At 38.4% G+C, this 15,571-nt stretch carries 22 protein-coding genes; 18 read left to right on the top strand and 4 right to left on the bottom strand.

Annotated elements, in window-relative coordinates; all coding sequences use genetic code 11:
- Positions 1-21: 21 nt before the first annotated feature.
- From BM192_RS04225 to BM192_RS04215, 3 genes are read left to right on the top strand one after another with little or no spacing between them, the layout of a single operon-like run.
- On the top strand, positions 22-651 hold the full coding sequence (locus BM192_RS04225; RefSeq protein WP_037438295.1) for a hypothetical protein: 630 nt from the start codon (positions 22-24) through the stop codon (positions 649-651).
- 52 nt (positions 652-703) lie between these two features.
- A complete protein-coding gene (locus tag BM192_RS04220; RefSeq protein WP_037438294.1) occupies positions 704-1,204 on the top strand; it encodes a hypothetical protein in 501 nt (166 codons plus the stop codon).
- On the top strand, positions 1,201-1,602 hold the full coding sequence (locus tag BM192_RS04215; RefSeq protein WP_037438293.1) for a hypothetical protein: 402 nt from the start codon (positions 1,201-1,203) through the stop codon (positions 1,600-1,602). The genes BM192_RS04220 and BM192_RS04215 overlap by 4 nt, the downstream gene beginning before the upstream one ends.
- A gap of 51 nt (positions 1,603-1,653) precedes the next feature.
- On the opposite strand, the gene BM192_RS04210 is transcribed toward BM192_RS04215, so the two are convergent.
- From BM192_RS04210 to BM192_RS04195, 4 genes are all read right to left on the bottom strand, one after another.
- Positions 1,654-2,421 carry a DUF2971 domain-containing protein gene (locus BM192_RS04210; RefSeq protein ID WP_051759594.1) on the bottom strand — a complete coding sequence of 256 codons (768 nt, stop codon included), beginning with the start codon at positions 2,419-2,421 and terminating at the stop codon, positions 1,654-1,656.
- Positions 2,422-2,761: 340 nt separating this feature from the next.
- A complete protein-coding gene (locus BM192_RS04205; protein ID WP_037438292.1) occupies positions 2,762-3,433 on the bottom strand; it encodes an SOS response-associated peptidase in 672 nt (223 codons plus the stop codon).
- 9 nt (positions 3,434-3,442) lie between these two features.
- Positions 3,443-4,687, bottom strand: coding sequence for a Y-family DNA polymerase (locus BM192_RS04200; RefSeq protein ID WP_037438291.1), 1,245 nt, complete (start codon positions 4,685-4,687; stop codon positions 3,443-3,445).
- Between the two features lies 1 nt (position 4,688).
- On the bottom strand, positions 4,689-5,129 hold the full coding sequence (locus tag BM192_RS04195; protein WP_051759592.1) for a S24 family peptidase: 441 nt from the start codon (positions 5,127-5,129) through the stop codon (positions 4,689-4,691).
- A gap of 165 nt (positions 5,130-5,294) precedes the next feature.
- Here BM192_RS04195 and BM192_RS04190 point away from each other — a divergent pair, with 165 nt between their 5' ends.
- The 15 genes from BM192_RS04190 (at position 5,295) to BM192_RS04120 (ending at position 15,555) form a co-directional block, all read left to right on the top strand.
- Positions 5,295-5,768 carry a hypothetical protein gene (locus tag BM192_RS04190; RefSeq protein WP_139218402.1) on the top strand — a complete coding sequence of 158 codons (474 nt, stop codon included), beginning with the start codon at positions 5,295-5,297 and terminating at the stop codon, positions 5,766-5,768.
- On the top strand, positions 5,752-5,949 hold the full coding sequence (locus tag BM192_RS04185) for a hypothetical protein (protein WP_037438289.1): 198 nt from the start codon (positions 5,752-5,754) through the stop codon (positions 5,947-5,949). The genes BM192_RS04190 and BM192_RS04185 overlap by 17 nt, the downstream gene beginning before the upstream one ends.
- A 47-nt stretch (positions 5,950-5,996) precedes the next feature.
- A complete protein-coding gene (locus BM192_RS04180; RefSeq protein WP_037438288.1) occupies positions 5,997-6,761 on the top strand; it encodes a hypothetical protein in 765 nt (254 codons plus the stop codon).
- Between the two features lie 57 nt (positions 6,762-6,818).
- A complete protein-coding gene (locus BM192_RS04175) occupies positions 6,819-7,211 on the top strand; it encodes a helix-turn-helix domain-containing protein (RefSeq protein WP_037438287.1) in 393 nt (130 codons plus the stop codon).
- The gene (gene terL, locus BM192_RS04170; protein WP_070808185.1) at positions 7,208-8,671 is read left to right on the top strand and encodes a phage terminase large subunit; all 1,464 of its coding nucleotides are present in this window, start codon (positions 7,208-7,210) and stop codon (positions 8,669-8,671) included. The genes BM192_RS04175 and terL overlap by 4 nt, the downstream gene beginning before the upstream one ends.
- A gap of 7 nt (positions 8,672-8,678) precedes the next feature.
- Positions 8,679-9,080: a hypothetical protein gene (locus BM192_RS04165; protein ID WP_037438286.1), complete on the top strand. Its 402-nt coding sequence runs from the start codon at positions 8,679-8,681 to the stop codon at positions 9,078-9,080.
- A 3-nt stretch (positions 9,081-9,083) separates the two neighbouring features.
- On the top strand, positions 9,084-9,407 hold the full coding sequence (locus BM192_RS04160) for a hypothetical protein (RefSeq protein WP_037438285.1): 324 nt from the start codon (positions 9,084-9,086) through the stop codon (positions 9,405-9,407).
- A complete protein-coding gene (locus tag BM192_RS04155) occupies positions 9,404-10,792 on the top strand; it encodes a phage portal protein (RefSeq protein WP_037438284.1) in 1,389 nt (462 codons plus the stop codon). The genes BM192_RS04160 and BM192_RS04155 overlap by 4 nt, the downstream gene beginning before the upstream one ends.
- Before the next feature lie 129 nt (positions 10,793-10,921).
- Entirely contained in the window at positions 10,922-11,983 is a 1,062-nt protein-coding gene (locus BM192_RS04150) for a hypothetical protein (RefSeq protein ID WP_051759590.1), read from the top strand.
- 100 nt (positions 11,984-12,083) lie between these two features.
- Complete coding sequence (locus BM192_RS04145; RefSeq protein ID WP_037438283.1) at positions 12,084-12,737, top strand: hypothetical protein; 654 nt, start codon at positions 12,084-12,086, stop codon at positions 12,735-12,737.
- 5 nt (positions 12,738-12,742) lie between these two features.
- The gene (locus tag BM192_RS04140; protein ID WP_051759589.1) at positions 12,743-13,360 is read left to right on the top strand and encodes a hypothetical protein; all 618 of its coding nucleotides are present in this window, start codon (positions 12,743-12,745) and stop codon (positions 13,358-13,360) included.
- Positions 13,361-13,366: 6 nt separating this feature from the next.
- Positions 13,367-14,458: a major capsid protein gene (locus tag BM192_RS04135; RefSeq protein WP_037438282.1), complete on the top strand. Its 1,092-nt coding sequence runs from the start codon at positions 13,367-13,369 to the stop codon at positions 14,456-14,458.
- Positions 14,459-14,462: 4 nt separating this feature from the next.
- Positions 14,463-14,789 (top strand): DUF6706 family protein, encoded by a 327-nt coding sequence (locus BM192_RS04130; RefSeq protein ID WP_037438281.1) that lies wholly within the window; start codon positions 14,463-14,465, stop codon positions 14,787-14,789.
- Positions 14,789-15,118, top strand: a complete 330-nt coding sequence (locus tag BM192_RS04125; protein WP_139218401.1) for a hypothetical protein — start codon at positions 14,789-14,791, stop codon at positions 15,116-15,118. The genes BM192_RS04130 and BM192_RS04125 overlap by 1 nt, the downstream gene beginning before the upstream one ends.
- Positions 15,109-15,555, top strand: a complete 447-nt coding sequence (locus BM192_RS04120) for a hypothetical protein (RefSeq protein WP_037438279.1) — start codon at positions 15,109-15,111, stop codon at positions 15,553-15,555. The genes BM192_RS04125 and BM192_RS04120 overlap by 10 nt, the downstream gene beginning before the upstream one ends.
- The last annotated feature ends 16 nt before the right edge of the window (positions 15,556-15,571 follow it).

The raw sequence follows: 15,571 nt of genomic DNA, 5'->3' as shown, positions 1-15,571 counted from the left end.
TGGACTTATTATTTATTTGATATGCAGGTAGAAGGAACAAAAGCAGCCTTCGAGGCTATGATCAAAGAACGAGGTATATATAAGCGTCTTGGAGTTGACACCAGTACCGTGGCAAATTGGAAGGCATATCTCCGGGAAGGGAAGAGTATATCTCTGGATAAGATGGAGGAAATGCTATTTAGGTCCGGAGCCCAGATCGTTACAAACAAAGTTTGGCGTATATGTGATAAATATGAATTAAATCCTTGGAATAACAATTTGAGCTCACTAAAGCCCAGTGACGTGCGCATCGGGAACTACGTGAGATCTATCTATAATGGTGGAACAACTGCTATTGTGAGCGCCGAAATAATCATAAATTTAGAACATCCTGAAAGTACAACGTATCAACCGATTTTACTGAGTGAAGAGTGGTTATGGGATTTTAAATTTGAAAAAAAAGAAGGTGGCGTTGCGAATTCTTGGCATATAGGTCATAATCCCATAACTAAAGATTGGCTTATGGAGGTGGTGCAAATAGTTGATGATAATAGATTCTTCTATAGAAATTCTCATTTTAAATTAAAGTATGTTCATCAGCTCCAGAATTTGTATTTTGCTTTGACCGGCGAAGAGTTGACCATCGGAGCTCTGCAGAATGGAAACAATTGAATTGATAAAAGCAGTAATCAAATAAAGAACAAGAAATAATTAGATTTGAGTAATGAGAAACCCAGAAAGAATACCAATTATTTTAGATTTGATACAGGGAAACTACAAGCAATTTCTTGATGATCTGCACGTGGAAGTTGGCGATATTGATTCACTGATTAGTCTATACAATACTAAGAGGATTGATATAGAGGAATATTGGATGGCTAATCCAGATCTCAGACTCACTCAAGTTTTAGTGAATATGGGAATACTACAGAATATTCCTGGCGACTGGTATTATAAAGAGGAAACAGATTATGTTGTGGAAAAAGGATTCTGCGATTTTGAAGATGTTCATTTTTGGGGTGTTAATTTTGACGAATTCGGGAAACAGTTGCCAGCAACTTTACATAAGCCGCTTCGTGAACTTGACACAAATCATATCCGTGCAATAGTAAAAATGTTTGAAGGACACCATACACGATTAAAACATGGGTATATAGATTACTTTCGTAGCCGAATAGCAAGTGATTTTGATGTAGACGGTTTAATAAATAGTTTAAAATCATGAAAGCTAACGAATTGAGAATAGGGAATTATATTGCTACTGGAGGATTTGTACACAAAATTATGGCGATAAGCATACTACAGATTGAGACTGCAGTTCTAGAACCAGGAAGTAACTCAATATATTATAGACCTGTATTTACAAAATGCGAGTATTTATCAAATGGAGATTATTATCTGCGCTTAAATAAATCTTGGTTATTGCGTTTCGGTTGGGACCAAGAATCACAATCTATTTCAGTCAATGGATTTGAAAGTCTGATAGTATCGGAAGACGATGGAAAATCTGTGAGACTAATCGACTCCGCAGGTAATTACCTTTCAAAAAGCTTTACATACGTCCATGAGCTGCAAAACCTTTATTTTGCATTGTCTGGTGAGGAGCTGGCTTTGAAAAGCTGAAAAAAGAAAAGGGCCAACCCTTTTCTTAATCATATGTAGATAAATAATAAATTACCTTAGGGGTTTGGAAGACATTGCAGATGGCATTGCGGTGAAGTTATATTTATCACCATATTTCGCAATTACATTATTGATATCTTCTAAATCCTCTGTGTTTGCAGATGGTGATGCATACACTGCACTTACCAAAGTGTTCAAGTTGCACTTTATATTTAATCCTTTTGTAATAGTTTCTTGCGTGTAGTCAGGTCCAACGCTCATATCCGGGAATGTGATTCTGGGAGGCTGTTTAAATACTAGTGCACGAAGTTCATTTTCATAACTGAAATTATTTCTTTTTGAAAAGAAATGGCGGAAATAATTATCGAATTCTATTTTTTCTTCTTCATAATCCAAGTAAGATACCTTACCAATGTATACGTTTTCTTCATCAGTAATGCATTCTTTCAATCTCCCAACGGTTGACTTTATAACAACGCCATTCCTATTCTCGGCATAGTGACTCCAGAGTCCATCATTCTCGATTTCATTAATATGCCAACAACTAATACCGAAATATTTCGGTAAGTTTTTATATTGGTCACCTTTGTCTTTCAGAAAAGGTTTAGAAAATTGATGGTTTAATTTAATATACTCATTGTAATCTTGATAATCCTTTTTAGTCAGTGAACCTTCATGCTCGTCCTTAAATTTGTCTGATCGACAAAACCAAAGGCTATTAGATTCCAGGAGAAGTTCAAACTTTTCCTTGTTCATATATCTCCAGATAACTGTTTCATCTGGAATAGTTATCACCGATTCATGTTCTTGATATGGCATAATTAAATAAGGTTTTTTATTGCATCTTCGCGAGCTTTCAAAATAAACTCAGTAAGAGTTCCATTTCTATGCTCAGCAAAAAGCTCTTTATAATATAATTTATAGGTTAAAATCGAATTTAGCTGAAAGCTGTGCTGTTGCCGAAAAAATTACATTAACCCTGATATTAGGGGTATGAATGCACTAATGTTAATTATTAGTAAAAAGCAAATCGTGAGGTGATATTGATTAAAAATATAAAGGGGTTAACCAGAAGGCTAACCCCTAATACATAAACAGTCATTCATTGGTAGATAATGACCTTACTACAAATGAGCTTAAAATTTGGTTTTGATTTATTTCACTGACTATTGATCGATTCCATTAAGCCAGCGTGATTATTTACCACTTTATTCACTTCCTGGCTAACCCTGAATTTATTCATCTCATCGGCTGGATAACTGTCGCAAAGGGATAGTATCTCAGGAATGGGCAGATCTTTACTAAGCCATAACCTTTCATCTGACTTGGATAATATCACCGGCATGCGCTCATGGATTGGTTTAACCACATCATTTGCAGAAGTAGTAATAATTGTGAAAGTCTCATATGGTTCACCTGTTGCCGGATCTCTCCATCTGGACCATAAACCCGCGAACGAGAACAAATCTCTACCTGGCACCACAAAACGGTAAGGTAGCTTCTCTTTACCTGCCTTTTCCCATTCATAGAATCCATCAGCCAGAACCAGACAGCGTTTGGCTTTTTCTATCAATGGCCGGAATGATGTTTTTTCAAGGATTGTTTCTGCCCTTGCATTTAACATACTAAAACCGATCTTCTTTTCCTTTGCCCAATATGGCACTAATCCGAAATGCATTAGTTGTGCAATATCTGGTTGATCAGCTGTAATTACTAAACCATTGTCCGTAGGGGCTAAATTAAAGTTCGGTTTATAATTATCAGGAAGTTTAACCTGATAAGCTTTCAAAAGCTCTTTTTCAGACTTGCTTAATATATAACGTGCACACATACCTTTGATTTATTTTACTTTTAAAATGTCCGCCCACTTGCTGGTATAATTTGGACTCAAATATTTCCTTTTCATGGCCCAATGTGGCTTTAAGCTCTCACTAGCTATTCTTAAAGTGCCAACCCCGTAATGACTATTGATATCATCCATGATCTTACTAAGCTTGTCATTTAATACCCCATTAAAAGAACTAAACAAATTTAGTTGTACTTCAGTTTCAGGAATTAATCCGGTGGCCATAACCTCAACTTTTTGAAACATATATCCCGGCAGGTATATTTTCTCCAATCCGGATAAGGCTGCAGCAACTATATCGTGCGTATTATTTACTGGATGCACAAGAGATATGCTAATTGAGGGATATGCTTGAGGCTTATCAGTTTTAAAGCGATTAGTCAGTAATCTGATTGATAACACCGTAGCGCAACTATTATCCCTGCGTAATTTAAGCGCAAGTCTACTGGCATAGTTTACCGTGGCCTCTCTTAGATCATCAATGCTATTGGTCAGCTTGGAGAAGGCTCTGCTCGTACAGAGTCCCTTTTTTCGTTCAATAATATCAGAGAGTGGTATGCAGGACTTACCCCAAAGCTCATTCCACATTCGAACCCCTTGGATAGTTAACTTTTCCTGAATAAAACCAATGGGCATACCGCGTAGATCTGCTGCGGTATTTATGCCGATCTTAATCAGTTGCGTAGCGTACGCCCTTCCGATTCCCCAGAGATCTTCAACTTGATATTCTTTTAAAGCTGCTGTTATCACATCTTCCGTGTCAAGCACGCAAACCCCGCCGGTGCGTTTGCACATCTTATTGGCGAGCTTAGCCAGCGTCTTAGTGGGAGCAATTCCAACGCTTACAGGAATGCCGGTATTTTTAATCACTGCATTGCGTACATCGTGAGCAAACTTTTCATAACCGGTGGTTACAGGAACTTTGATAAAGCATTCGTCAATACTATAAACCTCGACATCTGGAGAAAAGCGCGCAATATTAGTCATCACTCTGGCACTCATATCGCCATATAGCGTATAGTTGCTGCTAAATACTGCTATTTTATGATCCTTTATTTCTTGCTCAATCATGTAAAAGACAGCACCCATCTTAATACCAAGTTCCTTTGCCTCGTTAGACCTGGCAATTACACATCCGTCATTATTTGAGAGCACAATGACAGGCACCCCGTTAAATTCAGGCTTAAAAAGCCGTTCGCAGCTCGCATAGAAGTTGTTGCAGTCGATTAGGGCAAACATATCAATCCAGCTTAATTATATCAGAGGAGCCTTCGCCAACTAATGGATTACACGCCCACGTAACCACACCGAATACTAAAATTCCATTTTCCTCAATTTTTATTGGTTTACGATCCATCGGGCCCTTGCTTAAGTATTGATTACTGACAAGCATACGCGTAAGCCACTCGCCCTCATAATGTCCCACAATGATAGATCCGTTACGTGGCTTTATCGATCGATCCACAACCAGCAGCGCACCTTTGTTTATACCCACCTGGATCATGTCATTATTCTCCATTTCAAAGTAATATGTATTAGTTGGATCCTTCACTAAGCGCTGAATGATGTGTAATCTTTCTTGAATGTAGTCGCCTGCGGGCGAAGAGAAACCAGTAACCTGTCCGGGATCTTTTAATGGCTCAAGATCGCTATCTCTCTCTGGTATGATTTTTCTAAGCATAACATATTGATTTGGGACTTCAAAACTACTAATATATTTAGCTTAATTACTAACAATATTAGTATTAATTTTAAGCGTTGGAATTTCAACCTACTTCAAAATCAAAATAATAGTGTTGAAATATGCTCTTTTATTATATTAGGAATAATATCTATATTTGTGCTAATGAGGCATTATAATCCAGCATTAGTTGTAGATATCCTACGTAAAGAGTATCCAGAAGTAAATAAAAGGATCCTTCAGCGTATCGACAATGATATTCCAATGAAGCTGGATGATTTGGAGCTAATTCCTTGTATTATAAGATCATTCAAGGTACATAGAGGAGTGGATCACATCGAGTGGATCAATAAATTGGGAAGTCGGGATATTAGTGAAGACCGGGAACTATTGCTTTCGGTCGTCATGCTTTTCTTTCATCCGGAAAAACTTATTCAGTTGACTACAGAGAAAGCACGGTACGGAGTGATGAGTAAAATGTCCGGCGAATTGAATTGCGGCCGGGATGTATTGAAGAAGAGCTTGACAGCTGTAATTGTGGCATTTAGAGTTTATAAATCATTCCATGAAGAAGCCTACCGACTTTATGAGCTCATTAAAATTGAAAACAAATTTTTTGAATATGGCAAAGCAGAGTAAAACAAAATATCCCGTTGATCGGGTGAAAACCAGCCAGGCATTTGACAATAGTGAAGTGTCGATTGAAATCATGACTACTCATCCCAGGGTAATTATCACAATTGGCGGCGGACTTTCTGAGGAAGTGGTAAGTGACCTGCAGAATGCGGTTGATGAGGTGTTGAAGCATCACGGTAAGTGAAAATTATAGAATGTGTTTCGAGTCCCGGGGTTAATTTGTAAAATAGTATGAGAGGATTAAAGTTAGATAACTTGGATTTTGATGCAGATTTTAATATAGATGATTTTTCAGACGAGTTAGATATTGAATTTGAAACGAGGTATATCAAACCACCGAAAGCAAAGGAAATAGCAGAGATTAATCTGAAATACAGTAAGGCTGAAGATTTAGCAAGGGATATTACAAAGCTCAGAGATCACCGTTATTTTGTTATTATAAATGGAACGTTTGTTTTTGGCGATTTCATTGAAGCGTTTCTGGTAGGTAATAACATCCATGTAAAAAGAATGACTATATCCACGTTATCGCTTTCAGAAAATAACGTGGATAGCCTGGCTAATCTCTTAAACGGAGGCTATGTAGATGAACTTAATATGATTGTTTCTGACTTCTTTTATTCTCACGAAAGAAACAACCTGATACCTTACCTCTACGAACGGTTAGATAAGAATAACAGATTCCAACTTGCAGCAGCATCTACGCATTGTAAGATTTGCATTTTTGAAACACACTGCGGTAATCACGTAGTTATTCATGGGTCAGCCAACCTGAGAAGCTCTTCTAATATTGAGCAGATAGTGATTGAAGAAAATAAGGTCTTATATGATTTCAATAACGAATACCAGAATCATATAATTGACAAATTTAGAACTATTAATAAAAGTATAAGAGGAAAAGAATTATGGCATCAGGTTCAAGTGGAAAATCTGGAGGGAGCGGAAGAGCCGGTAAAGGCAAGGCGTCGCAGGCAAAAAAAAGAACTCCTAAATTAACAGCAAACGCAAATGGCGATGGGGGATTTAACGGCGCTCCTTTTTAAATAAATAAAAATGCAAACTTCAAAAAAACCAACACCAGAAAAATTCCAGTCAGTTCTCAAATCAAAAGCAGGTAATGTATCTGAAGTGGCTAAAGCCTTCAAAGTAACCAGAAAGACCGTTTACAATTGGATAAATGGCAATAAAAAATTCATGGAGATTTTTGAGGATCAAATTGAATCTTTGATTGATTTTGCGGAAAGTAAGTTGTTGAAATCAATCAACAACGGAAGTGATACAGCTACAATATTCTTTCTTAAAACTCGTGGCAAATCAAGGGGGTATGTGGAAAAATCTGAGGTTGATCACACCACAAAAGGCGAAAGCATTAATAAGCAAGTCGAAAAACTTACCGATGACGAGCTGATGGAAAAAATAGAAAAACTTAGAAATAAAATGAAATGATATCCACTGCTCCTTCACGCACTTTATTGATTGAGCAGTTTTTACATGAGCAAGAACTTTACAAAAGAGAAGCTAAAAAAACCGTTCTTAAATTTACTAAATATACTTTCACCCATAAATTCCATGCCACTTGGCTCCATAACTCATACTATCAAAAGTTAGATGATTTTGCGAAAGGGAAAATAAAGAAACTCATGGTTTTCATGCCGCCACAGCATGGTAAATCTGAGGGTTCTACCAGGAGGCTTCCAGCGTACGTACTGGGTGAAGATCCGGATAAGAAAGTTGCTGTTGCCTGTTACAATTCCTCTAAAGCAAGGAAGTTCAACAGGGAGATACAGCGGATCATGGATGAACCTGATTATCAGGATTTGTTTCCCGATGCACGATTATCAAACGGATCAGATGGGTATGCCAGGACTAGTGATGAGTTTGAAATGCTTAATCATCGAGGCGGCTTAAAATCAGTTGGTGTAGGTGGGTCGTTGACAGGTGAACCAGTTGATATGCTGATTATGGATGATTTGTACAAAGATGCAAAATCAGCATGGTCACCTATTGTCAGGGAAAACGTCCAAGATTGGTATGATACAGTTGCGGATTCCAGACTGCATAATGATTCGCAGCAATTGCTGGTATTTACCAGGTGGCATCCAGATGATCTGGCAGGATATCTTTTAAAACAAGAGGGTGATGACTGGGAAGTCATTATTTATCCTGCTATTAAAGTAGGCGAACCCAATGAGTATGATCCGAGGCAGGAAGGAGAGGCTCTATATCCTGAAAAGCATAATATAGAAAAGCTTTTAAAGACCAAGAATAGAAATAAGCACGTTTTTGAATGTCTTTATCAGCAGAATCCGACAAGTAAGGTAGGATTGCTTTACGAACTGTTTAGGACTTATACCCCTGGCTTTCTTCCATTTACAACTAAAAAGAAAAGAAAAGCAAGGATTGATACAGCGGATAAGGGTAAAGATTACCTCTGTTCAATAACTTATGATGAGATCGATAGTGGAATGTATGTCACAGATGTAATTTACACTCAGGAAGGAATGGTTATAACAGAACCAAAAACCTCACTCCAGATGATGAAACAAGAGGTAGAAAATGCACTGATCGAAAGTAATAACGGTGGTGAAGGTTTTGCTAGAAATGTTGAAAACGGAACACGTGCACTCGGAAACACGAAAACAACGTTCAGGACATTTCATCAAAGCGATAATAAAGAGGTAAGAATCTTTACTAAGTCAGCTGATGTTACCAACATGATTTATATGCCTGATGGATGGGATAAATTATTTCCTAAATTCCATAAAGCAGTAACGGAATATATGGCTCAAGGTAATAATGAAAATGATGATGGCCCCGATACACTGACTGGTATGGTTGAAGATTTCGGTGAAGAAATGGATACACGTACAGAAAGTATAACAAAAGAAGAATTAGGATTTTATTAAATTATATATGAAACTAGAACTTATAATCAAGGAAGAATTAAAGGTGAACATCGAAGAGGCACGTAAGGATCCTTTGTTCAAGGATCCTAAAATCAATTTGAAGGATGAAAAGATAGTGTCAATTACCGATTGTATCCGGATAGCAGAAAGATATGCTATGAACCAGATATTACTGCATGTTCCAGTATGGAATCCTATATCTCAGGATCCGAGTGAGGTGGGATTTTATCATGTTTATAATGATTATCCTGGTGTTAACTTTCCTATTGATCGTGCTTATTGGGATGGCGTGGTATTCCGACCAATCAACGACAATCATCAGATACTTAGCCTACAGAATTTCAATAGCTTAACGCACTGGACCGAACCTTTAGCTGCACCTGTTACAATAGAGGATAATAACGATTAATCTATGAGATCATTCAGAATAAAGCCAATCCTTAAAGCTATGGACTTTTCTACCATCTTGCCTACTAAAATTGAGTTCATATGTACCACTCAGGTACTCGATAAAATCCTCTGTGATAAGGCTGGTATAAAATGGGATCAGCAATTAGCGGATGGCCTTGAAGAGAAAGTTAAACATTATTTCGTTGTTAAGACGAACATGGAGTATAATGTGGTATCCAGCCACATTCTTGATCCTTTTATGAAAGAGCATTCTATAAAGGTCATGATTCACCAGTCCGATAAGGCTAAAAAGTGCATTCAACACTATCTAAAAGCATTGAAATGAGCATCATTGATAAATTAAAAAAGTTTATAGGAATGGAGGAAGAAGATAAAGACCTTGTAACCTTGCTTACTGAGGGTTCAATTGAAAAAGCAAAGGGTAAGTTTAGCACCAGAACTGCAATGATTGATAAATGCCTCGAGCAGTGGAATACCGAGGATCATGAAATTACCAGTAAGCAAAGTAGGAAATTAGTTAAGGGTGACTTGTTGCATAGTTGGAATCTTCCGATCGCCTATCAGCGTAAAATTGTAAGTATGGCTGTGGCGTTTCTTTACGGTGCGCCTATTAAATTAAAACAGCAAAGCAAAGGGACAGATAAAGCTTTTGCTCTACTCCAGGATCTACGTGACGACATGCGTATGGACGCAAAGAATCAGGAGTGTGCCACCCTTCAGATGTCGGAAACTGAATGTGCTAAGTTATTCGTAGAGTACCGCGATTCAGATGCTGACCCGACAGATACTACTAAGTTCAATAGCGTAAAATGTATCTTACTCGCAAGGTCAAAAGGAGATATCATTCATGTCAGTTTCGATAGCTTTGGAGTGCTCAGGGCAGTTGGACGGGAATATAAAGTTCGGTACAACAATAAAGACATCGAGCACTTTGATGTTTACACTGCTGAAACTAACTTCTTCTGTAACCGCCAGAGCGGACGATGGGAGGTAGAACCGAAAATAAATCTGATAGGTAAGATTCCTATAGTTGTCAGGCAACAGAAAGAATCTGAATCTCATATTGTCGAGCCTCTGATCAAAAGAAGGGAATATTTAACATCGGCACGAGCGGATGTTAATACCAGATCAGGTGATCCAATATTAGTATTGGAGGGGGATAGAGTGGGGGATTTGCCAGATGCAGAAAAAACTGCAAAAGTAGTTCACCTTAAAAATGGATCTAAGGCTTACTACCTGGTACCCCAAATGTCAGTCGATATGGTAAAGGATGAGAAAGAAGATCTGAAGGAGCTGATCCATTACATAACAGACACACCAGATCTATCCATGGATAAGATGATGAGCTCCGGTCTGAAATCAGGTAAAGCAATTGAAATGGCTTTCTTTGGCTCAACACTTAAATCGAAAAGCAAGCATGGGTATGAAGCCGAGATGATTGATAGGGAAAATGAGATTCTAAAAGCTTTCATATACAAAGTAATCGATACAAGTCTGGAGGGTGAAGTCAAAAAGTTGAAAGTGACAGTTGAATTCGGAAATCCACTTCCTGATAATATGGAAGATTTTGTAAATATCCTGAGTGTGGCGACCGGTAGTAAACCGATCATGAGTAGGAAAACTGCAGTTGAATTAAATCCAATGATCAAAGATGCGGACGCGGAGAATAAGTTGATAGATACTGAAGAAATGAGTATTCCTATTGAATAAATTATGCTCTATTATAATATGGGGAATAATGTTATATTTGCAGTGTATTCATTGTTATTCAACGGGTAGTTGTTTGGTTTAAGTTAGGCTAAGAGTGTGGTTCCTCTTAGCCTTTTTAGTTTTATAAATATGCCAAAAAAGACAGAAAGGGATTTTGAAGCCAGGCACCTGGGGGATATCAAAACAGAACAGCTGAAGATTAGGAATTTGTATGAAAAAGCAATAGCAGATATTTATAAAATAACTGGGATAATCAAGTTTAACGGCGGTGTTTTCAACATTACACGATATCCATCCTTTAGTAAAAAAGTAGATGATATATTATTGACACTCAGTAAAAATATGACCTTTACATTAATTAATGGTGCAAAAGGACAATGGAATCTTGCTGTCAATAAAAATGCTGCGGTTATTCATAAGAACTACGGATCCGGAAAAATCAGCCGTGCTGTCAATCGTATGATATATGATCCGCAGGAAAAGGCAATGGAGGAGTTTATTCATCGCAAAATAAATGGATTAGGCTTATCTGATCGTGTTTGGAAATACACCAATCAATTTAGAACAGAAATTGAACAGAATTTATTTGCAGGATTAAGCGAAGGAAGATCGGCTGCAGCTATGGCGCGAGATCAGGCAAAGTATCTCGAGATGCCAGATATGCTCTACAGGAGGGTTCGAGATGCAAGTGTAAAAACAAGCCTACAAAAGCGTGAACTTGTTTTATCTCCGGATGCAAAACGATATAAACCTGGTAAGGGAATTTACCGATCGAGCTATAAGAATGCAATGAGGCTCACACGTGACACAAATAATGACAGTTACCGGCAATCGGATATGGTAAGGTACAAGACATTACCCTTCATACTCGGTTATAACGTTAACCTTTCAAACCGTCATCCGATTACAGACATATGCGATGATCTCCAAGGCACATATCCGGTAACCTTCGTTTGGCTGAAATGGCATAATCAATGTATATGTAGCTGTACCTCTAAGTTAGCAAGTCCTGAAGAATATGCTCGTTATGAGCAATCTATAATTGATGGTACCTCTGATAAATTCATATTCACTGGAAGGGTTAACGAGCTTCCGGCAAACTTTAATTCCTATGTTGAAAGTAAGCAAGGATCGATGGATAACTGGAAGAGGAAACCCGAATGGGTGCTTCAAAACAATGTCAAAATCTAATAAGCTATCCCCAAAGGCTATTGGTGAAAGCTTAATAAAAAGTCGCGTCTATATCCTTGGTAATTTTATGCGTATTCAAAAAACAGCATAATAAACTACTATGTACGAAAAGATTCTTGCACAACTGATGGCTAAAAACCCAGGGGTGTCGAAAGCAGTTCTGGGACTAATTGCAACTAAAATGGTGGCAAAGGTAACAGAGGAAGATCAAATTGAAGGGGCTATCACAGACTTTGAAAGCAACTCACTTGTTTCAATTGCAGATTATGCTTCCTTAGTTCAAAAGGATGGTGATAAACGTGTCGCTGATGCTTTGAAAAAAGCTAAGAAAGATGCAGGTATCGTAGAACCTGATGAAGATCCTGAGAAAGGAAAAGGGGGCGGACAGCCGGATATCGCTAAGTTGATCGCAGATGGAATAGCAGCAGCTATGAAACCTATGACTGACATGCTCGGAACAACCAAGGTGAAAGAAACTAAAGAAGGCTTACGTAGCGCTCTTAAGTTGAAAAACATTCCTGAAGATTGGGCTGATGATGTGCATATCGGTGATGACTTCGATACAGAGGGTACTATCACACGACTGGAAACAAAATGGAACAATGCTAAACAGGTAGCAATCAATTCTGCTGTTGGTGACGGATCGGTTAGGTTAGGAAACGTCAATGGCGCGACTAAAATAGAAGATTCGATCAAGGAATTTGGTAAAACGGTGACGCCAAAAGAATCCGGATTTAACATTGTAGAAGTTTAACAACTATGGGTTTATTTAATTCAAGTAGATCAGATGTAGCTGGAAGGCCTATGTTTCCATCACCTCAACACCTGCAGGATTTCCCAGGCGGAGGTACATTGGATAAAGATCAGTTTCCGGAAGGGACGATCTTAAGGACTGCCACAATCGTCTCCTTTGACGAAGCTACAAGCATTTTCAAAGTTCTAAAGACTGCTACTATTGTAGAAGCAGCAGCGGCCGATGCAGTCGCTTATAAAATTGCTAAAACCGTGAATGATAATGATCAGCCCCATCTAATTTTAAAGACAGATGTATTGGCTAAAACAGTTGGTGGTCCCTCGTATGCAGTTGCTACCATTGATCAGACAAACTCAGCCTTCGACACTATTACCTTCGGTACGTCCTTAGGAGCAATGGCTGTTGGGGATGTATTGTTTCATTCCGCGGCAAGTGGTGCCGATAAAGGTGCATTGAAAGTTATTCCCAATGGAGTGCTGAGAAATGACATCGTTGTTGAGAAAAACACATTTGGCCCTATAATTCGCGTTGGTGCTGTTTATAACAGACGCTTACCGTTTAAGGCACCTCAGGCGGTGAAAGATGCCCTGAAAGGTTTTATTTATTTCTCTGAACAACGCTAATAAAAAATGGTAGGATCAGTAATTTCAGAACTTGCAGGAAAGAAAAGTCTGCAGGTTTATATTGACGAGACAAAGGCAAAGTACGCTGGTATTTTCTGGCCGTCATTGCTCAAAACCGTCCCGTCCGATAATTTAAAATGGAGTGCAGTAATTGGTGACCGTAAAGCTGGTGTTGCTGGTAATGTTACGGCATTCAATGTTTCGGCACCGTTGCATACCCGTGATGCACTTCGTGAGAAAGATGGTAGAATTCCTTCAATACGTGGAAAGCGTGTGATGGACGAAAACGATCTTCATAAGTATTTGGAACTTTCCAAGCAGAATAACCTTGATATCAATCGGGTTCTGGCTCTTATTTATGATGATATTGAGTTTTGCTCAATTGCACCACATAAACGAGTTGACTGGATGACTGCGAAAATGCTCTCAACTGGTGGTAAGATCTCTTTTCAATCTGATAATAATGTTGGAGTCGTTACTCAGTACGATGTAGATTTTGGAATGCCAGCCTCTCACAAAACGGGTACAACGGGTGAAATTTGGTCAAATGCTGCAGGTTCAACTCCTCTGAAGGATTTAAAGACAAATTTCTTTGAGCCGTTAGCTGATTTAGGAGTAGGTGGTGGTGTGATCAGAATGCATCCTTCAAAAGTCTTTGATCTTCTGAACTCGAACGAAGTCTTAGCGAAATTTGGATTACTTTCAAACGGTAAAACAAATGGTATTGATCTTTCTCTTCAAACGGTCAATAACTTTCTAACTCAGAATAGCTGGCCGACTATACGTCCATTTAATGCTTCTGTCGGTATAGAGGTAGATGGTAAGGTAGTTTATTCGAATCCTTTTGAGAAAGACAATATTGTCTTTACTCCCGACGGACAAATTGGATCGCTGCATGTTGCTCCAATCGTGGAGAGAGATCGTCCAGTTGATGGTGTGACTTATGCAGAATACAATGGTAACCTGGTTAAAAAATACAGCAAAACAGACCCTGTTGTAGAGTTTACTGCATACGAGTACAATGCATTCCCTTCTTTCGACACAATCGATCAATCATTCATTATGAATACTGCTCGTAAAGGATCCTTCGCAGCATAATAAAATGGAAGAATTAACAATAAAAGAAGCTTTAACCAGCCTTGTCGATTTCACTATCCCTAGATCAAGGGTTTTGAAAGCACTAATCGATGCTAATCTTGATGGCAGCGCTATCTATAATAAAAAAGATGAGATGTTAGTCGACCTATGTATGGCTGAGCTTCTTTTATCGTTGCTTCCATATAAAAGGATCACTGAGGGTGGATATACTGTAGAGTTACCAAGCCCAATTGATATGAGAATCGTAAGATCTGCTCTTTTAAAGAAATGGGGGATAGTAGAAGATGATCCAGAAGAATCATCAATAGAGGATATCAGTAATAAATGGTAATGATTGTTCAATATCCTCATACCTTGAAATTTGATAGCGCTTCAGGTGCAACTACTGAGATTGATGAAAATGGTGATACTGTGATCATCCCTGGTGTTACAACGACAGTGGAAGTTCAATGCAGATTTGAACCAAATTCAAAAGGCCAGTTCCTGATATCGAATGACGGATTACAATTGTATTATGCTTGGAAGGTATACATGCCTCTCGGTGAAGTGAAATTACAATCAGGGATGGTGATTACAGGCTTCCAGAATCAGGATGTAATTGCGTTCGGCACCGTACAAAGGTTCAGTGAAGGCCAGTTAAATTCAACGGCATGGCTATAAAGCCTAGTTTCACCAATGCACAGGTCCGGAAAGAACTTGAGAGGCAACTAGAAAGGATTGAATCTGCAATTATTAGTCGCCTTCAGTACATCGGAGAAACTTTTGTAAATAATGCCAGGCTTAATGGTAAATATTTGGATCAGACCGGTAACCTGCGAAGTTCGATCGGATACATAGTAATGAAAAACCGAAAGGTCGTTAAAGAGAATTTCGAGAAATCCGGTAAGGGTGGACCGAAAGGAGTTTCTTCAGCGAAAGATTACATCAACAAGTTGAAGCTGAACTTTGGTAATGGGTACGTTCTGATTGTTGTCGCCGGAATGGACTATGCAGCAGCTGTTGAAAGTAGGGGTAAAGATGTATTAACAGCAAGTTCAATTATTGCGAAAAAGGATTTACAAGCTGCAGTAAGAAACTTCAGAAAAATGTTAAAGTGATCATGGGAAATACTTC

Source organism: Pedobacter antarcticus, from assembly GCF_900112985.1.
GTDB lineage: Bacteria > Bacteroidota > Bacteroidia > Sphingobacteriales > Sphingobacteriaceae > Pedobacter > Pedobacter antarcticus.
This window is presented reverse-complemented; position numbering and strand designations above follow the sequence as displayed.